This window comes from Acinetobacter sp. ANC 4636 (genome assembly GCF_054454555.1).
The window spans coordinates 26,404-46,374 of sequence record NZ_JBTKVD010000012.1; the positions used below are offsets into that span (position 1 = coordinate 26,404).

The 19,971-nt window shown below is 40.7% G+C and carries 19 protein-coding genes; 6 read left to right on the forward strand and 13 right to left on the reverse strand.

The window, feature by feature from the left end; translation table 11 throughout:
- Positions 1-2: 2 nt before the first annotated feature.
- From ACX1N5_RS12570 to rimO, 9 genes are all read right to left on the reverse strand, one after another.
- The gene (locus ACX1N5_RS12570) at positions 3-488 is read right to left on the reverse strand and encodes an OmpH/Skp family outer membrane protein (protein WP_004751928.1); all 486 of its coding nucleotides are present in this window, start codon (positions 486-488) and stop codon (positions 3-5) included.
- Positions 489-538: 50 nt separating this feature from the next.
- Entirely contained in the window at positions 539-3,004 is a 2,466-nt protein-coding gene (gene bamA, locus ACX1N5_RS12575) for an outer membrane protein assembly factor BamA (protein ID WP_131381711.1), read from the reverse strand.
- A gap of 39 nt (positions 3,005-3,043) precedes the next feature.
- On the reverse strand, positions 3,044-4,399 hold the full coding sequence (rseP, locus tag ACX1N5_RS12580; RefSeq protein WP_131381712.1) for an RIP metalloprotease RseP: 1,356 nt from the start codon (positions 4,397-4,399) through the stop codon (positions 3,044-3,046).
- Positions 4,399-5,598: a 1-deoxy-D-xylulose-5-phosphate reductoisomerase gene (gene ispC, locus ACX1N5_RS12585; RefSeq protein ID WP_458802491.1), complete on the reverse strand. Its 1,200-nt coding sequence runs from the start codon at positions 5,596-5,598 to the stop codon at positions 4,399-4,401. Before ispC ends, rseP begins: the two co-directional genes overlap by 1 nt.
- Entirely contained in the window at positions 5,599-6,423 is an 825-nt protein-coding gene (locus tag ACX1N5_RS12590) for a phosphatidate cytidylyltransferase (protein ID WP_004751919.1), read from the reverse strand. It abuts the gene before it with no gap.
- Positions 6,424-6,426: 3 nt separating this feature from the next.
- Entirely contained in the window at positions 6,427-7,179 is a 753-nt protein-coding gene (uppS, locus tag ACX1N5_RS12595; RefSeq protein WP_458802493.1) for a polyprenyl diphosphate synthase, read from the reverse strand.
- 3 nt (positions 7,180-7,182) lie between these two features.
- On the reverse strand, positions 7,183-7,737 hold the full coding sequence (frr, locus tag ACX1N5_RS12600) for a ribosome recycling factor (RefSeq protein ID WP_004751915.1): 555 nt from the start codon (positions 7,735-7,737) through the stop codon (positions 7,183-7,185).
- A gap of 73 nt (positions 7,738-7,810) precedes the next feature.
- Positions 7,811-8,539 carry a UMP kinase gene (pyrH, locus tag ACX1N5_RS12605; RefSeq protein WP_004751913.1) on the reverse strand — a complete coding sequence of 243 codons (729 nt, stop codon included), beginning with the start codon at positions 8,537-8,539 and terminating at the stop codon, positions 7,811-7,813.
- Between the two features lie 58 nt (positions 8,540-8,597).
- On the reverse strand, positions 8,598-9,941 hold the full coding sequence (rimO, locus tag ACX1N5_RS12610; protein ID WP_004751911.1) for a 30S ribosomal protein S12 methylthiotransferase RimO: 1,344 nt from the start codon (positions 9,939-9,941) through the stop codon (positions 8,598-8,600).
- 362 nt (positions 9,942-10,303) lie between these two features.
- Here rimO and glnL point away from each other — a divergent pair, with 362 nt between their 5' ends.
- From glnL to ACX1N5_RS12635, 5 genes are all read left to right on the forward strand, one after another.
- Entirely contained in the window at positions 10,304-11,413 is a 1,110-nt protein-coding gene (gene glnL, locus ACX1N5_RS12615; protein WP_004751909.1) for a nitrogen regulation protein NR(II), read from the forward strand.
- Positions 11,400-12,896 carry a nitrogen regulation protein NR(I) gene (gene glnG, locus ACX1N5_RS12620; RefSeq protein WP_458802497.1) on the forward strand — a complete coding sequence of 499 codons (1,497 nt, stop codon included), beginning with the start codon at positions 11,400-11,402 and terminating at the stop codon, positions 12,894-12,896. Before glnL ends, glnG begins: the two co-directional genes overlap by 14 nt.
- 245 nt (positions 12,897-13,141) lie before the next feature.
- Positions 13,142-13,786 carry a TetR/AcrR family transcriptional regulator gene (locus ACX1N5_RS12625; RefSeq protein ID WP_458802499.1) on the forward strand — a complete coding sequence of 215 codons (645 nt, stop codon included), beginning with the start codon at positions 13,142-13,144 and terminating at the stop codon, positions 13,784-13,786.
- Between the two features lie 109 nt (positions 13,787-13,895).
- On the forward strand, positions 13,896-14,816 hold the full coding sequence (gene argF, locus ACX1N5_RS12630; protein WP_458802501.1) for an ornithine carbamoyltransferase: 921 nt from the start codon (positions 13,896-13,898) through the stop codon (positions 14,814-14,816).
- Between the two features lie 500 nt (positions 14,817-15,316).
- Positions 15,317-15,541, forward strand: coding sequence for a MerR family transcriptional regulator (locus ACX1N5_RS12635; protein ID WP_004751901.1), 225 nt, complete (start codon positions 15,317-15,319; stop codon positions 15,539-15,541).
- 48 nt (positions 15,542-15,589) lie between these two features.
- On the opposite strand, the gene ACX1N5_RS12640 is transcribed toward ACX1N5_RS12635, so the two are convergent.
- Positions 15,590-16,282: an LrgB family protein gene (locus ACX1N5_RS12640; RefSeq protein ID WP_458802503.1), complete on the reverse strand. Its 693-nt coding sequence runs from the start codon at positions 16,280-16,282 to the stop codon at positions 15,590-15,592.
- A gap of 14 nt (positions 16,283-16,296) precedes the next feature.
- On the reverse strand, positions 16,297-16,716 hold the full coding sequence (locus tag ACX1N5_RS12645; RefSeq protein ID WP_458802505.1) for a CidA/LrgA family protein: 420 nt from the start codon (positions 16,714-16,716) through the stop codon (positions 16,297-16,299).
- A gap of 117 nt (positions 16,717-16,833) precedes the next feature.
- Between ACX1N5_RS12645 and ACX1N5_RS12650 the strand changes: the two genes are divergently transcribed.
- Complete coding sequence (locus ACX1N5_RS12650; RefSeq protein ID WP_458802507.1) at positions 16,834-17,742, forward strand: LysR family transcriptional regulator; 909 nt, start codon at positions 16,834-16,836, stop codon at positions 17,740-17,742.
- Positions 17,743-17,856: 114 nt separating this feature from the next.
- Here ACX1N5_RS12650 and ACX1N5_RS12655 read toward each other — a convergent pair whose 3' ends face one another.
- Both ACX1N5_RS12655 and ACX1N5_RS12660 read right to left on the reverse strand, forming a co-directional pair.
- Complete coding sequence (locus ACX1N5_RS12655; protein ID WP_458802509.1) at positions 17,857-19,371, reverse strand: APC family permease; 1,515 nt, start codon at positions 19,369-19,371, stop codon at positions 17,857-17,859.
- Positions 19,372-19,485: 114 nt separating this feature from the next.
- A complete protein-coding gene (locus tag ACX1N5_RS12660; RefSeq protein WP_131381722.1) occupies positions 19,486-19,965 on the reverse strand; it encodes an ester cyclase in 480 nt (159 codons plus the stop codon).
- Positions 19,966-19,971: the final 6 nt, after the last annotated feature.

A 19,971-nucleotide genomic window follows, 5' to 3' on the forward strand; every position in this document is an offset into this window, starting at 1 on the left:
GATTATTTCATCGCATTAACCTTTTGAATCATTTTATCAGTTAAGTCGTTCTTAACGTCATAGGCAAGTGCTGAATTTTTATTCAAAACGAAATCTAAACTGTTTTCTTTACGCAATTGTTCTGCAGCTTGCTGCACACGTGTGGTAAAAGTTTGCCCTGTCGCCTGAGAAGTAGACTGTACGCGCTGCTGAATGTTTTGTTCCAATGAATTAATTTCTTTTACTTTTGCATCATATTGTGTTTTAAGCTGCTGCACTTCTGCTGGTTTAGCTGTGGCTGCTTTGTTTTGCAAATCCTGGATCTCTTTATTTAACTGCTCAACACGTGTAGCAGCAGGTTTTACTGCTTGTTGTAAACCATCATTTTGCTGTTTCAAATAAGTACTGTTTTCAACAACACGTTGCATGTCAATCACACCATAACCCGCAGCGTGTGCCATACCCATAAAACCTAAACCTGCTACTAATGCTACTGCTAATTTTTTCATTGATATATCCTTAAATCATTACATTTTTAACGACTGGCTGAAGGCCGAACTTAGAAAGTTCGACCAATCTGGAATTGTACCGCTTGTGTTTGATCAGTTGTTTTCTTATTCAACGGGAAAGCATAACTGATTGAAAGAGGACCAATCATGGTATTCCAAGTCAGACCAAAACCAACACTATAACGTAAATTACCTAAATCAAAACCGTAGTTATCTTTACAGTATTGCTTTGCTCCAGCATCTGTAGACGTGCTTGGAGTAGCAGGATTGTTATAAGCAGTTACATTACATGTTGTATCAAAGACATTACCACCTTCAGCAAACAACACAGGACGAACATTACGTGCCCAGTCAGCTTTTGATGGCACAGGTAAAATCAATTCTCCGCCAAATTGTACGAGTGCATTTGCACCTGTAGAATCTCGACTACTGCTTTGCGCTATGTTATTCGCACTATAGTACACTCCAGGATAAGCTGGCCCTAAAGTATTGTCTTGATAACCACGAACTGATCCCCAACCACCAGCATAGTAGTTTTTCCAGAACGGCAGATCATGACCATAACCTAACTTACCATAACCATGAACTCCCCAACCTTTACTACCAATTGGGAAAAATACTTGGGTACTATAAGTCAATTTCTGATATGCAGCATCACTACCTGGCAAAGCAACTTCCAGATTCACACTGTGCAACTGACCTGATGTTGGTAACATTGGTCGGTTTAGAGTATTAAATGACCAACCCAAGTTTACAAGGTAATTTAGATAGCTTCCATCAAACTCACTCGCGTAAGGCTCACCACCAGCAGTTGGCGTTGCCGTTGCTTTCACTTTACCACCATGACTCAACAAATAGTCTCTAAATGCAACAGAACCATACTGGTCAGTAGAAATATCAGTACTTTCTAAACCAAATGAGCCACTAACACTCTGGTTCTCATCGATTGGATAAGACAGGCTTGTATTGGCGCCGAGCGTTTTAGAGTAGTAATCACTAACATGGTAGTCTTGGTATGGCTTAGTTTCTTTATAGTAGACATTATAACCAGCACTTACGCCATCAATCGTAAAGTATGGATCTGTGACTGCTAAACTATAAGACGTTGCATACTGAGACTTGGTAAAGTCAAAACCTACACTTTTACCTGTACCCAGAAAGTTAGACTGGCTAATCCCAGCTTGATAAGTAATACCACCACTTTGTGAGTAACCCAGTGCTAGAGTACTTGTACCTGAATGTTGCTCTTCAACATTAACATCCAAATCAATTTGGTCTGGTACATTTGGAATACGTACAGGTTTAACATCAACAGTTTTAAAGTAACCCGTACGTTCTAAGCGCACTTTAGACAAGTCAATTTTCTCGTTACTTGCCAAAGCACCTTCCATTTGACGCATTTCTCGACGCAATACCTGATCTTCAGTTTTAGTATTGCCTGTAAAGTTAATACGACGAATCGTCACTTGCTGACCTGGATTAATGTAATAATTCAGATCAACGATTTTCTTATCATTATCAATTTGTGGAACAACATTGATTTCAGCAAAGTAATAACCTGCATTACCATATTTATGCAATAACAGATTTTTAACGGCATCAATTTTTTCTTGAGAATAAGTATCGCCATCTTTATAAATTTGCAGCGTTTTTAATTCTTCAGGTTTAAATAAAGTATCACCTAAGAACTTAGTCTGACCAACCTTGAATTGCTGACCTTCAGTAATTGAAACTTCAACAAAAATATTTTTCTTATCATTACTGATATTCAAATTTGATGAATTCACAGCAAAATTGACATAACCTGCATTCAAATATAAGGCACGTAATGCTTCCAGACTTGCCGCCATGCGCTCTTTAGCATAACGGTCATTACGAGTAACGATAGATGACCAACTGCTTTCTTTAAGTGCGAATGCTCGCTTAATATCATCATCGCTAAAAACTGTGTTACCAATCACGCTAATATTGACAACTTTAGCAGCCTTACCTTCATTAAAATTAATGGTTAAGTCAACACGGTTATTTGGGCGTGGTGTGGTTTCAACTTTAATATCAGCATTATAACGACCTTGCTGATTGTATTGCTGCTCAAGCTCTGTCTCAAGATTTTGCAGAGTCGACTTTTTCAGCACTTCGCCTTCTGCGATTCCCATTTTTTTCAAGCCGTCTTGCAAAGCTTCTTTAGGAATGAGCTTGTTGCCTTTAAATTCAACTTTAGAAATAATCGGACGTTCAACAACATTAAAAACTAAAGTATTGCCCTGTTGGGTTGCTTTAATGTCATCAAATAAACCTGAATCATATAAAGTATGTATAGCATTATTGAGGGTCGCATCATTTACACGATCACCACTTTTTATTGGCAACATACTATAAATATTGGCAGGGGTTAAGCGAACTAAACCTTCGATTTTAACATCTTGGGCAACAAACTCATCCGCGGCATAAACTTGTTGTACAGCAGCCATTGCACTCACCAGTGCTAAAGGCATTAAAAAATGTGTGTGACGCATGCCTATTTTTTCCACTAAGTTGGATATTTCGTAATTCTGTTATAAACGCATAAAATCATTAAATAAAGCAAGGACCATCATGCTACCTAGCAATACCATACCGATTTTAAAACCAATCATTTGTATTTGTTCAGAAACAGGTTTACCTCGAATTGCTTCTATAAAATAATAAACTAGATGTCCACCATCAAGCATTGGAATTGGTAATAAGTTCAAAATCCCCAAACTTACACTCATCAATGCCATAAATGAAATAAAAGTTTGCCAACCCATTTCTGCACTTTGTCCAGCAACTTTAGCAATCGTAATTGGACCTGATAAATTTTCCAAACCAATTAAACCACGAACCATTTTGGTCATTGAATTTAAGATCATACTGGAAATTTCACCAGTCTTTTGTACCGCTTTTCCAAACGCTTGTACAGGTGTATATTGAATAGTTTGCTTATATTGGCTAGGAACAGTAATGTGTGCTGACTTGGTTTGAACCCCTAGCATGCCTGTCACATTTCCCATATTGTCACGCTTGCCTTGAGGCATGACCTGCAACTGGAGAACCTTGCCTTGCCGCTCAACATCAATTTTAAGTAATTTTTCTGGCGACTTTTGTACGATATCAACCACATCAAACCAGTCAGGTGTTTTCACCCCATCAATTGCAAGAATCTTGTCGCTTTTTTGCATACCTTGACGACTAGCCGCGCCATCTGGCACAAGCTGATCAATAATAGGTTCAATTTTTGGACGATATGGCAAAAATCCTAAAGTATCTAAAGCAGACTGTGTTTGATCTTTTAAGAAGTGCTGAATGGGTAGACTAAAATTTTTGAGTTGACCCTGATGTTCAGCCTGTACCTGAATTTGCCCTGTCTCTCCCGCACGATCAACCAGTGCAAAATTTAAGGCTTCCCAAGTCGAGGTCGTTTTACCATCAATTGCAACAACTTTATCACCGACCTGTAAACCTGCAATCGCTGCAGGCGTTTCAGGTATCACTTTACCAACGCGAGTATTGAGCTGTTCCTGTTGGGGTAAAAACAGTACCCAAAATAATAAAACTGCAAAGATCAAGTTAATCAGTGGTCCTGCTGCAACAATCGCGATGCGTTTCCAAGGAGACTGACGGTTAAATGCAAAAGGAAGATCTTCAGCCTTAACATCACCTTCACGTTCATCCAGCATTTTGACATAACCACCCAAAGGCAATGCCGATAACCGATACTGAATTCCCGACTTTTTAGATGTCCAATTAAGTACAGTTGGCCCAAAGCCAATTGAATAGACCAGAACCTTGACACCCAATTTGCGTGCAACCCAATAATGACCAAATTCATGAATGGCAATCAGTGGCCCAAGCAAAAAAATTGCTGCAAGCACAATAAATAAAATACTCATTATTTTAGCCTTAAAGCATCAACACGCTGAGTTGCTATATTACGAGCAAATTGATCTGCTTGTAAAATAGTCTCTAGCGAATTGGCCTGAGCATTTTCCATATCATTTAAGGTATGTTCTACAACTTCAGGAATTGCGGTAAATTTTATTTTTTGCTGTAAAAATGCAGCAACTGCAATTTCATTGGCAGCATTTAAAATCGCTGGGGCAACACCACCTGCTTGCATAGCATGACGAGCTAAACGTAAGGCAGGAAATTTAATCGTGTCGGGCTGTTGAAAATTAAGCTGTTGATGTACAAATAAATCCAAAGCATCTACGGGCGTTGAGATGCGCTGTGGCCAAGCCAATGCATGTGCAATTGGCGTACACATATCAGGATTACCCATTTGAGCCAAAGTTGAACCATCCACATATTGAACCATAGAATGAATAATACTTTGTGGATGGATAACGACTGTAACAAAATGTTCTGAAATTGAAAACAAATGACATGCTTCAATCAATTCCAGACCTTTATTCATGAGAGTTGCTGAATCGACGGATATTTTCTGGCCCATTGACCAATTTGGATGTTTGCATGCCTGCGCGGGGGTCACATCATGTAAGTCATTCAATGATGTATTTAAAAATGGGCCACCTGATGCAGTCAGCAGAATTCGAGAAACACCTTGTTTGGGTTGACCTGTACGCTCTGACTGACAATAGCCATTTGGCAAACACTGAAAAATCGCATTATGCTCAGAGTCTACAGGCAGCAAAAGCGCCTGATGCTGTTCAGCCGCTTGCATCATGATTTCGCCAGACATAACCAAAGCTTCTTTGTTCGCAAGCAGTACGCGCTTACTGGCTTTGACTGCTGCTAATGTTGGCAGCAATCCTGCTGCACCAACAATTGCCGCCATGACAATATCAACCTGTGGATGCTCAGCAACAGCAACCAAACCAGCTTCATCAGTAAAAATTTCTGTATAATCAATCTGATGCTGTTTAAATAACTGTGCCAGTCGATCTTGTTGCATTGAGGGAACAACAGCAACTTGAGGATGGAACTGTTTGCATATTTCAACCAATTTTTCAAGTCGACTATATGCCGTAACTGCAAAAACCGAGTATTTATCTGGATGTTGCAGCAATACTTTTAATGTACTTTCACCAATTGAACCAGTTGCACCCAATATACAAACAGATTGAGACATTTAGAGATCTACACCGATAAGTTTTAGTAAATAAATTCCTGTTGCAAAAATCGGTGCTGCTGCGAGCAATGAATCAATACGATCCAAAACACCACCATGCCCAGGAAGAATTCGACCCGAATCTTTCACACCTGCTCGGCGCTTAATCATTGATTCAAACAAGTCACCTTGAACCGAACCAAGTACAGTGATAATCGAGAGGATTAGAAATAGTACATGTTGTAATAAAGTTAAATGTAAATAATGACTTTGAACAATAACAACAATAATACCTGAAGTGATTAAGCCACCAAACAAACCTTCAACCGATTTATTGGGGCTAACATTTGGCGCCATTTTACGCCGACCCAACTTTCGCCCAACAAAATATGCACCACTATCTGCACCCCAAACCAAGAGGAATAGATACATTAGCCACCACGGCGAATGTTCCCAGACAGAGAAAATTGCACTCACTGCTGCTGAAATCAGGATCAGGCCAACCAGATTCAGGCTTTTATTATACCAGCCATCATATTCTGGAAAGTTTTTCACCCAATATACACTGGTGAGCCACACCAAAATGGAAGCTATCCAAAAAAGCAATGTAATATCATGAACATACAATGCAATCACAGATACAATCAAGGCGATACAAGCATATCCAAAAACAAAAAATGGTCGTATCGATGCATCCTGCTTTGGCATTAATTTATACCACTCATACCCTGCAATCGTTGCAGCAATGACCATCAATGCTTGCATAGGGTAATGCGAGGTTGTAGCAAACATACAACTTAAAACAATTGCTACCAATACCAACGCGGTTTTAATCCGCTCAAACATGTATTATTTCTCAGTTTTCTCTTGTTGGATTTGTTCAGAGGTTTTACCAAAACGGCGTTCACGCTGTGCAAATACCTTAAAGGCTTGGTTGAGTTCTTCGACTGAAAACTCAGGCCATAATGTTTTAGTAAAATAAAGCTCTGCATATGCAGACTGCCACAGCAAGAAATTAGAAATTCGATAATCTCCGCCTGTTCGAATGAGCAAGTCTACTGGAGGCAAATCTCCAAGGTGAATATATTGACCAAACAGTGCGGGATTAATCTGATCAACTGTAATTTTGTGGTCAAGTACATCTTGAGCAATACGCTTGGCTGAATCCGCAATATCCCACATACCACCATAACTAATCGCGATCGTCAGCGTCATTTGCTTAAAGTGAGCAGTTTGTTGCTCAGCAGTATTGAGTAACTCTTGCAAATGTAATGGAAGTCGAGAACGCTCACCGATAAAACGTAGAGCAATCTCAAACTTGATCATCCGCGGGATTTGCTCATGAACAGTCTGCTCTAGCAAATGCATAAGCAAATCAACTTCAGGTTGAGGTCGATTCCAGTTTTCACTTGAAAAAGCAAAAACCGTCAAGGCCCGAACCCCAAGCTCACGGCAGCGCTCTACGACAGGATCTAGCGTATTTTTACCTTCTTTATGCCCAGCGCCTTGCGCAAGATGCATTTTTTTAGCAAAACGATTGTTGCCATCCATAATGATGGCAACATGTTGAGGAAGGTGGTGAATGCCGTTTAAACTCGTCATTCATTAAACCTTCATTAACTCTTCTTCTTTTGCAGCTAGACGCTTATCTACTTCAGCTACATATTTGTCAGTGATCTTTTGAATATCATCACTTGCACGGCGTTCATCATCTTCAGAAATTTCTTTTTCTTTCAATAATGTTTTTAAGTCACCCAAAACATCACGGCGGATGTTACGAATTGCAACTTTGGCATTTTCAGCTTCAGTACGTGCAACCTTTTGCATATCACGGCGAGTTTCTTCAGTGAGTGCTGGTAATGGCACACGAATTGCGTCGGCAGTAATTGGATTTAAACCCAAATCACTTTCACGAATCGCTTTATCAATTGCAGAAACCATGGTGCGTTCAAATGGTTGAACAATCAACATACGTGAATCTTCAACACCCACGTTTGCCACTTGGTTTAATGGCACATCCGAACCGTAGTAAGGAACCATGACACCATTTAAAATAGATGGGTGCGCACGGCCAGTACGAACTTTTGCAAATCCTTGCTCCAAGGACTCGAGTGACTTTTGCATTCGCTGTTCGCTGTCTTTTTTAAGATCGTTAATCATATGATCTTCCTTACTTTCTCAAAATGTAAAATAAAATTAGCGCTAGTATAAAGAGCTTTCTCAGTTACGTATATTACTTCGTAACGTGAGTTCCCTCTTTTTCACCCATCACGATTGAAAGCAATGCACCAGATTTGTTCATATCAAATACTTGTAAAGGCACATTATGATCACGACATAAGCAAATCGCAGTAAGATCCATTACACCCAACTTTTCATCCAACACTTGATCAAAAGTCAAACGATCATATTTTACTGCATCATCATATTTACTTGGATCTTTATTATAAACGCCATCAACTTTAGTGGCTTTTAGGATAAGGTTCGCTTCAATCTCAATACCACGCAAACATGCAGCTGTATCTGTTGTAAAGAATGGATTACCTGTACCAGCCACAAATACACAGACTTCACCTTGGCTGAGGTGACGAATCGCATCACGGCTTGAATATGGCTCAACTACAGTACCAATAGACAACGCAGACATCAGACGAGTTTTGATATTACGACGTACCAGCGCATCACGCATAGCCAAACCATTCATAACGGTTGCAAGCATACCCATTTGGTCACCTGTAACACGTCCAACGAGACCATCTTTTTGTAATTGACTGCCGCGATATAAGTTACCACCGCCTACTACGATGCCCACTTGTACACCCAAACCCACCAAATGTGCAATAGACAGTGACATTTGATCAAGAACTTGAGCATCAATCCCCATCTCACGGTTGCCTGATAGTGCTTCACCAGACAACTTGAGTAAAATACGTGAGTAACGAGGACTATTTGTTTCTGCCATGACGGTGCTCCGAAAAAGTTTTCATTCGAATAAAGTTAAATTTGTAAATTTGAGTTGATTAATTTGCTTTAATTTTAATCAATTTAGCAAACAGATCATATTCATCCGCATCGGTAATTTCGACTTCTAGCAAATCGCCCTCTTTAATTTGTGATTTATCAATGTCTTCAACAAAAACATTGCCATCAATTTCCGGGGCATCTGCATAAGAACGCGCAACCGCAACTGGATATTCATCCTCCAGACCATCAACCAATACCGTCATAGTTTGGCCAATGCGTTGTTGCAATTTTGCTGCTGAAATCTCTTGTTGTACCTGCATAAAGCGTTCATAACGCTCTTGTTTGATCTCTTCAGGAACATGATCTGGCAAGTCGTTGGCTGTTGCACCTTCTACTGGTGAATAGGTAAAGCATCCAACACGATCAAGCTGCGCTTCTTTGAGCCAGTCAAGTAATATTTGGAAATCTTCTTCAGTTTCACCTGGGAAGCCAACAACAAAGGTTGAACGAATGACTAATTCAGGGCATTTTTCACGCCAAACTTGTAAACGCTCTAGCGTATTTTCGCTATGTGCGGGGCGTTTCATGAGTTTTAAAATGCGCGGACTTGCATGTTGGAATGGAATATCCAGATAAGGTAAAATTTTACCTTGTGCCATCAAATCAATCACTGCATCAACATGTGGATATGGGTAAACATAGTGTAAACGTACCCAGATACCTAACTGACCGAGTGCTTCACACATGTCATAAAATTTGGTTTTGACGGGTTGTCCGTTCCAGAAGTCCAATTTATATTTAGTGTCGACACCATAGGCTGACGTATCTTGAGAAATCACCAAGACTTCTTTAACGCCTGCACGTTTTAGTGCCGCAGCTTCTTCAAGGACTGAACCTACAGGACGTGAAACCAAGTCGCCACGCATACTTGGAATAATACAGAAGGTACAACGGTGGTTACAGCCTTCCGATATTTTTAAATAAGCATAGTGTTTTGGCGTAAGACGCACACCTTGCTCAGGGACTAAATCAATAAATGGGTTATGTTTTGGTGGAGCAGGTACATACTCATGTACAGCTTCCATCACATCTTGATATGCTGCTGCGCCCGTCACTTTCAATACATTTGGATGCATTTGACGGATTTTATCTTCATCTTTCCCCAAGCAGCCTGTCACAATTACACGACCATTCTCATTCATGGCTTCGCCAATTGCATCTAACGACTCTTGTACCGCAGACTCGATAAAACCGCAGGTATTTACCACAACGAGGTCAGCACCATCATAATCTGATGCAACCTGATAACCTTCAGTACGCAACTGGGTTAATATACGCTCAGAATCGACCAATGCCTTAGGACAACCTAAAGAAACAAAACCGACTTTGGGGGATTTCATGCAAACAACACTCCACTAGAATGCGCGTATTGTATGACTTTTCCCTGCGTAAGCATAGGCATAAACGGTAATGTTTCAGCCATGCACCAAAATATTGCTCATGTTTTAACAAAACAAATAAGTAGCACCAAGATAGTGCTAAAAACTCCTCATTTTGATACTGTTTTAGAGATGAATGCATAAAAGTCACTTTAAAAGCGTGCCAAAGGCTAATTTTTGCCTAAAAACAAGTCATTTTATAAAGTTGGCTTACATTTTGCTTTAATCAGGCTAGTTTTAATTTTAGAAAATGTTCCATAACAGGGAGCAAATACAATGACAAAGATGCCATTGCGCTATTTTACATCAGGAAGATTACGCTAATGGACCCTACTCCAACGATTGATTACCGTCTACTCGTCGACAATTTGACCACAGCCATCTTACTGGTCGATAAAAATTTAAATATTTTTTACCTTAACTCGTCTTGTGAAGCACTTTTTGACATGAGTTTGTTACGTGCTTCAGGTATACCTGTTGTTCAGCTTCTACAAGCACCAAATGATACCTTTGATACGCGTGAAGCATTATTTAACACGTTAAATACTGGGCAGGCTTATACACGTCGCGAAGCCATTATTAATGTCAATTTTAAAGACATTCATGTGGATTATTCTGTTTCACAGCTTAATGCTGGACGTCCCTATCATCCTTTATTACTGATTGAACTCAATCCGATTGACCGAATGCTGAAAATTTCCAAGGAAGAAAACCTGATTCAGCAACACCAAGTCACACGACAACTGATTCGTGGCGTCGCACATGAAATCAAGAATCCGTTAGGTGGCATTCGTGGGGCAACCCAGCTTTTGGCACGTAGCCTAAACGATCCAAAATACAATGAGTTCACCGACATTATCATTAGTGAGGTGGATCGCTTACGTACACTTGCAGACACCATGCTCGGTTCGCGCCAACTGCCTAGCTATGTTGATGTTAATGTGCATGAGCCTTTAGAACGCGTACGCTCTCTGATTACCAATCAGACCAAAAAGAAAATTAAAATTACACGTGATTATGATTTATCACTCCCCGATGTCAAAGCGGATCGTGACCAACTGATTCAGGTCATGCTCAATATTAGTGTCAATGCGGTACAAGCCATGCTAGAGCACAAGGATTTTTTCCAAGAACATAAGCCTGAACTGATCTTACGCACCCGTATTCAGCGTCTTGTTACCATTAATGGCGTTTTACATCGCTCTGCAGTGCGCGTTGACATTGAAGACAATGGGCCAGGTATTCCTGAAGAAATTTTAGAGTCTGTATTTTATCCACTGGTCACAGGTCGTGCCAATGGCACGGGGCTTGGACTCAGTATTGCACAAAATATTATGCATCAGCACAACGGCATGATTGTTTGCCATTCTGTGCCGAGTAAAACCATTTTTAGCTTATATTTACCTTGGGAGTCGCACCATGTCGCGAAATAAAATTTGGGTCATTGATGATGATCGCGCCATGCGCTGGGTGTTGGAAAAAACCTTCAAAGAAGAAGGCTTCGATGTCACCAGTTTTGAGGAAGCTCAAAGCGCATTAGACCAGCTACCAAATGAATCGCCCGATGTCATTTTAACTGATATCCGTATGCCTGGAATCGATGGTTTAACCTTTTTAGGCAAGGTAAAAGGTAGCTATCCTGAACTGCCCGTCATTATTATGACGGCGCATTCAGATTTGGAATCTGCTGTTTCAAGTTATCAAACTGGTGCATTTGAGTACTTACCCAAGCCGTTCGATATCGATGAAGCTTTGGCGTTGGTGAATCGTGCGATTTTGCACATTACTAAGCTACAACAACAAGAATCTGCGAATAAAACCAGCTCTCCAATTCATTCGACTGAAATAATCGGTGAATCGCCTGCCATGCAGGAAGTCTTCCGCGCAATTGGTCGATTATCTCAATCGCATATTACAGTTCTCATTAATGGCGAATCAGGTACAGGTAAAGAGCTGGTTGCACATGCACTGCACCGCCATTCACCACGCAAGAGCAAACCTTTTATTGCCTTAAACATGGCAGCGATTCCCAAAGATTTGATTGAAACCGAATTGTTTGGACATGAGAAAGGTGCCTTCACAGGCGCAAATACACAACGCCAAGGTCGTTTTGAACAAGCCAATGGCGGTACATTATTCCTTGATGAAATTGGCGATATGCCATTTGAAACCCAAACCCGTTTATTACGCGTGTTGGCAGATGGCGAGTTTTATCGGGTTGGTGGTCATATTCCAGTCAAAGTCGATGTGCGTATTGTTGCTGCCACGCATCAAGATTTGGAAAAACTGGTCAATGAAGGACGTTTCCGCGAAGACTTGTACCATCGTTTAAACGTCATTCGTATCCATATTCCGAAACTGGCGCATCGTAGCGAAGATATTCCGATGCTGGCACAACATTTCTTGGCACAAGCAGGCAAAGAGCTTGGCGTTAGCCCAAAAATCTTACGCCCAGAAACCATCAGTTATATGCAGCAATTGCCTTGGCCTGGTAATGTGCGTCAACTGGAAAATACGTGTCGCTGGCTCACTGTTATGATTACAGGTCGAGAAGTTTATCCAGAAGACTTGCCAAATGAGCTAAAACAAATCCCGATTCAAAAATCTGGTGATCCTGTTGCTAATGCCAATATCAGCAATGAACGCGTAAGCGTACAGCATTGGGATGAATTACTTGCTCAATGGGCAATACAAAAATTGCGTAACGGCGAGATGAAAATTCTGGATATTGCCACCCCGATGTTTGAACGCACATTAATCAATGCCGCATTACAACAAACACGTGGACGTAAACGCCATGCAGCCGAATTACTGGGTTGGGGACGCAATACACTGACACGCAAGCTCAAAGAGTTGGGGTTGGATTCTGTCGATGACGATGAAGAAGAAGATCAAAAACTCTCAACTCTAGAATAATTTCAATAAATTGAAGGCAAAAGGTCATGCTCAGCATGGCCTTTTTTATACACAAATATGCATTTATCCTGCCCATCAATTGCAAATCGCATAGAGAATCATCATTCCGTGAGCATCCTCAAACGATATAGAATTCATTTGAGCAAAGAATCGTAAAGTGAACAATACACTCACAGGCTATTGCGCCATTTTAGTTCAGATTTGCTATACTTAATGATTAACCGTGATATCTTTATTTATTTCCTATGTCAGATCAACTTTACTGTTATTGCAACGTGCCACCCCAAACCAAACGTGGGTTTGAGCGACATCTTGCCTTTGTAATATCTGCTACGGAACTTTTTTTAGAAAAAGGATATGACGCTGTTTCCCTCGATGATATTGTGAATCATGCGGGCGGATCAAAAGCTTCCTTATACAAATATTTTGGGAATAAAGACGGTTTATTTAAAGCGATCTGCGAACATCGGCGCGATATTTTTTTCAAAGAACTATTTTTAAAAATTGCCCCGCAAACCAGCAACCTCAAAAGCTTACTGGTCAGCATTTTAAATAATTTTTATCAACATATTTTAAAACCTGAAAATCGTAAATTTGTTCGATTACTATTCGAACAAACCAAGCAAAACCCTGAGCTTGCAATCTATTTATATGAAGAATGCCCGGAGAAAATGCTGCACAGTGTAAGTCAGCGACTCATTCAAGCACATGAACAAGGTCAAATCGTCTGCTCTAACCCATTACACTCGGCCAAAATGTATCTCGGAATTTTATGGCATTTTGAATGGCAAGTCTTAATGGGCGTTGAACCTCAAGAAAGCCTTGAAGAAATCAATCATTATATTGAATATAGTGTCGAACACTTTTTAAAAGCCCTTCAATATCGATAAGTCTTTGGCAAAATAGACAGCTTATAGTATAGTAATCGATTACTTTTTCTTTAACGAACAACTACTAATTGTTGATGCCATCGCGATTCAACAATTATGTGGAGTAACCATGGCTCTACGGCATTTCCTAACTTTACGTGATCTTTCTACAGCAGAACTTAATCGCATTATTGCACGCGCACAAGAGCTTAAGCGTCTGCAACATGAAAATACTGTTTACCAACCGTTTGTTGGTAAAGTTCTTGGCATGATCTTTGAAAAATCTAGCACACGTACCCGCGTTTCTTTTGAAGCAGGTATGAGCCAGTTTGGTGGTAGTGCTATCTTTTTATCACCACGTGACACACAGTTAGGTCGCGGTGAACCGATTGAAGATTCGGCACGCGTCATTTCAAGCATGCTTGATATTGTAATGATTCGTACCTTTGGACATCACATCGTAGAACGTTTTGCTTCTTATTCAAAAGTCCCTGTGATTAACGCATTGACCGATGATCACCACCCTTGCCAACTTCTTGCTGACATTCAAACTTATGTTGAGCATCGCGGTAGCATTGAAGGTAAAACTGTGGCATGGATTGGCGACGGCAACAATATGTGCAATTCATATATTGAAGCTGCACATATGTGGGGCTTTAAATTAAAAATCGCCTCACCAAAAGGCTACGAGCCAAAACCTGAGTTCTTGTCTGAGTTTGCACACTGTGCAGAATTGGTTGGCTCAGCAGAAGACGCAGCCGTAAATGCTGACCTTATCGTCACTGACGTTTGGGCATCTATGGGGCAGGAAGAAGAACAGAAGATTCGTGAAAAAGCATTTGCAGATTATCAAGTAAATGAACACTTGATGAGCCTTGCTCACCCTGACTGCCTGTTTATGCACTGTTTACCTGCTCACCGTGGTGAAGAAATTTCTGAAACCATGCTTGACCACAAAAATGCCGTGGTGTGGGATGAAGCAGAAAATCGCTTGCATGCACAAAAAGCGCTCATGGAATTTTTATTGCTAGAAAATTTGAAAAAAGACTGATAAAAAAAGTCTAACTTCAAGTTACAGTCATCAGTTAAGGAGATTATTCATAATCTCCTTAATTTTTTAAATAAACCAAACTTAAAATTATCAATAAAAATATCTTGTTATTATTAAATCATTTCAACTCAGCAGAGATGAAACTTCGCACTGAAAGTATCTTGTATTCCTCACCGCAAAATTCGGCAAATTTCTTGATTTGCATCTTCAGTTACAGAAATAGTTTTAAAAAAATTATTTTGCTTCGAATAATTGCAGATGAGATGCTCACGAAACCAGATAAGCTCATCAATCAATTCACTCTGTTCGGCATTATTAATCGCTTCAAGGCTTATTAATGTTTATGTGAGCAAAATAAATAATTCAAGCAAGCAAGCATGATAATGTTGACATGAAATCGTATAGAAACTTTGAGCTTTTGTTGTGTTTTGCTAAAAATCCTTGTTTAGCACTTTCAAGTCGATATCCTATACGGGTCTTTTGTGAAATGAATAGACGGTATGAAAACAGAAAATTTTGTTCTTATTGGACAAGCTTTATTTGGCGAATCTTGGCAAAGTCAGGTTGCCGATTTTTTAAATATTGATACACAAGAGATTCAAGACTGGATTCGCTCTGGTGATATTCCCCATTGGGTCAATGGAGATTTGATTAAACTGACAGATATGCGACTTGAACAAATGCAACATGTTGCTCATTTATTAAATCATAAATCTATTGCTTAACTGATAAAAAAGAGGCTGTTATAAAAGCCTCTTTTTTATACACATAATTTAAAGAAACTTAAACCATAAATGTATAGCGACTGGCCCAACTAAAACCATTAAAATGCCTGCAATCACCATCGTTAGACTAGCAATTACACCTTCTTCACTATCACGTTGCTGGGCGCGCACTGTACCAAAACCGTGTGCGGCATTACCAAAGGCAGCACCATTGGCAATATTGGAACGCACTTTAGTCATTGCCAAAATAAAGTCACCACACACCATGCCAAACAGTCCCGTAATCAGGGTAAATAAAGAAGCCAATGCCGCTGATCCATGAATATTCTCTGCAAATATCATTGCAAACGGCGTTGAAATCGAACGCGCCATCAAGCTATTGGTCACTTCTGGACTAAATTTAAAAATCTGCGCCAACTGATAAGCACTTACAATACCAACACTCATTCCGACCACAATAGCCAGTGACAAGACACCCAAATGTTGACGGATCATGTGCCGATAACGATAAATAGGCACAGCAAATACCACTGTCGCAGGTCCCAACAAGTTGACAATCCACTGGGTATCTTGCTGATACGTCTGATATGAAACACCAAAAATCATCATGAGGATAATCGTCAACACAGGGACCAAAATCGCAGGTGAAAACCAGAGTTTCGGATATTGCTGATAAACTCGTTTTGTGACCGCATATGCCACTAGTGTCCAAATTAAGCATAGACCTGCCCAAAGATTCATTATTATGACTCCAGTTAATGCATGCGATGTTGTAAACGCTTACGGACGTGCCAGTATTTTTTCAGGCGATATGTATAGTGAATGGTTAAACTGGTGCTCAACATCACCAGCATCGTTCCGATTCCAATACTCACCACAATTTGCCAGCCCTCGGTCAGAAATAACTGCTTATATTGCACTACAGCAACCACAATGGGCACAAAAAACAAAACTAACTCAGCCAGTACTGCATTTGCCCCAAGTGCCACCTGCTCTAGCTTAATCCAACCTGCAAACAGGCAGATGAGCAATAAAAACATGCCCAAAATACCTGAAGAAATCGGCAAGCTAAATTTTTGATGGATCAGGTTTCCACACCACCAGAAAATGGCTAACAAGCCAAGCTGTGGCAGCAATTTCAACAGTTGAAAACCCATATTCAGCTTTGTGTTCATAGCAAATTTCAAACAACACGTTTAATTCAATACAATGATGTTAAGCAAAAATTGATATACCAAACATGAATTATTTAATTTAAAATTATTCTATTTTGGAATAATAAAAACTCAATTATGCTCTCATTTAAACTTTTACGCTGTTTTGTGACTTTGGTGAAAACCAAAAGCTTCACGCATACTGCCGATGAACTACATCTCACTCAGCCAACCATCAGTAAAATGCTCCAGCAGCTTGAGGAGCAACTCGGCGTACAGCTTTTAGTGAAAGCCGAATCTGGGCGAAAACGACAAATTGAACTGACTGAAATTGGCGAGCGGATTTACCAGCACGCTTTAGATCTATTACAAACTCAACAAAATATCTTTCAAGAAATTGAAAACTATCAAGCCTTAAAAACAGGAACGCTGAGACTTGGAGTTCCGCCACTCGGCGCGCAATTGCTCACCCCTGCTCTATTTGACTATCATCAGCAATGGTCAAAGATTGAATTGTCTTTTTTAGAAGTAGGCTCGCGTGGCATTGAGCAAGCGTTGTTGAACAATGAACTGGATGTCGGGGTATTATTGCAGCCTTTTGATACCAACATTTTTAATGCCATAGAGTTGTGTGATTATCCTTTAATGGTGTTATTGCGCCGTGATTCGTTATGGGCAACCCGTACATCCATTCGCTTAGAAGAATTGCAACAGCAGTCATTTTTGATGTTTCCTGAGAATTTCTCGCTCAACAGCATCATTATGAATGCCTGTCAACATTACGGCTTTGAACCTAATATTGTCTGCAAAACCAGCCAGTGGAATTTGTTGGCTGATATGGTTTTGCAGCGCATGGGAATCGCATTGCTGCCTCAATATTATACCAATATGCTTGATCAACACCTGTTTGCAGCGGTTCCATTACAGCAGCCTTATATTCGTTGGCACTTGTTTATGGCATGGAGAAAAAATTATGCCATTTCACCTGCAGTTCAGGCATGGATTAAAATCATGCAACAACACTTTCCACATAAAAAACCAGATTAAGCAAAGTATGCTGCACGGTTGGTTGCGCAATGGCTGCAACAACAGTCACAGCGCCATTTAAGTTAGACATTTCAAAGATAATGAAGATTGCAGGCATGGCACCTGCAATCTTTTTTATGTGTTAGATTTGACTCGAAGCTGAGCAGCGTATGCTACAGCATCATCTTCTGGGGCTTGCGATTTGTTATATGGTTTTGCTACAAACATATAGATTAGACCACTGCCGATCACAAAACCAAGACCAATCAAGACAATCCAGCGATCAACAAACGAGTTCCCTGCTGCAGGTTGTGCTAATAAATAGATCGCGAAAATACCGTATGCCAGTGCCAAGATGTTGATGATCATTCCCCAGCCGCCAACAGTCCATTCACCTGCGGGTTTCCAGCCTTTAAAACGCTGACGCAGTGCCGCCAGTACCACCATCTGAAATGCACAATAAATCCCGATCACGGCAAATGCAGTAATACGTGCCAAGCTGTCAGGCTGGAAGTAGACTAAGAAACACAACAAAATAGGTAAGATACAGCTCACAATCATGGCATGGTCAGGTACACCTTGTTTTGACAATTTTGCCATCCATTGGCTATTTGGCAACATATCATCGCGCGCAAATGAGAATACCAAACGGCTTAAAGCAGCTTGCAATGACAAGATACATGACAACATCGCCACAATCGCAATCACAATAAAAATGTTCGCGCCCGTTGTCCCCAATGCTTCATTTAAAATCGCAGGAATTGGATCAGTCACTTTACCCGATACGATTTTCAGCAAGTTCGGTGATGCCATCAAATAACCCAATACCGATAAAATCGCAGACACCGCACCAAACACAATACTTAAAATCATCGCCACAGGAATTTGGCGGCTTGGGTTTTGTACTTCTTCTGCTACGTTTCCACAGGCCTCAAAACCGAAGAACATAAACAAACCCAACAGAGATGCTGACATAAAGGCACTAAAGTAGGAGCCATTACTCGCCAACACCCCCATCGAATCAAACACCACTGAAAATGGCTGCGCACGGTGGAAAATCAGTAAATATAACCCCAAGCCAATCACGCTCAGGATTTCACACCAAAATCCAATACGCGCAACGCGTGCCAGATTTTTCGTGCCCGACATGTTAACCATCATAATCGTCAACAGCAAAATCACTGAGGTAATGAGGTTATTCATGGCAGTCGATGGTAAATGCAGTAATGTCAACACAAAACCACTACTGTATTCCACAATCGAAGTAACCGTTACGACCAATGCCCAGAGATAAATCCATGCGGCCATCCATGCATATTTGCGTCCCCACAAACGGCGCGCCCACGGATATAATCCCCCTGTGATGGGATACTGTGACGCGGTTTCCCCAAATACTACCGCCACCAACAACTGTCCAATCGCAACAATTAAAATCCACCAAATCGATGGTGGCCCCGCCAAAGTAATCGCCAGTGCGAACAGTGAATACACCGCAGTTAATGGTGATAAATAGGTAAAGCCCAACGAGAAATTTGAAATCAGACCAATCGAGCGTTCAAATTGGGTGGCTTCCTGATCTACCGCATGTGCGATGTGTTTGACTTCATCGACCACCAGCCCCACATCTTCTTTAATCGAATGTTTTGTCATGTTATTTCCTGATATTGCCCCTGTCTTTTGCCACAAATGACTCATGAACAGGTGTGCTCGGAATTGCCAAAATGGGAATTGAGTATGCCCCAGCCCAATTCCCATCTGACGATCTTACCAACCCAGTTGTTTGTTGAAGCCTAAAGCATCGTAGTAGTCACCCTGATAAGTAATCTTACCATTGTGAATACGCACAAAACTCACCCCTTCAAATGACAGCGGTTTACCTGTAGCAGGTGTTTCTGCACTCCATGCGCCTGTATTGGTTCCACTAAAACGCCACTGGAAAGCAATGCCATCTTTACTGACCAATGGCTTACTGATCATTTCCCATTTCAAATTCGGTACAGCCCCAACAAAAACTTTAATCACATGATCCCGTGCAGCAACACGTCCTTTTTGCGGCGTACCCACTGTAACATCATAGTAAACTGCATCTTGTGCCAAATATTTCGATGCTTTTTCAGCATCATGCGCATTCCATGCTGCCATATAAGCCGCAATGACTTTTTGTGGGTCTTCCTGTGCAGCATGTGCCGCACCAACCAATGCAATTAAAGTGATAAAACTAAAAGCACGTACTGTCTGTTGCATGCTGTT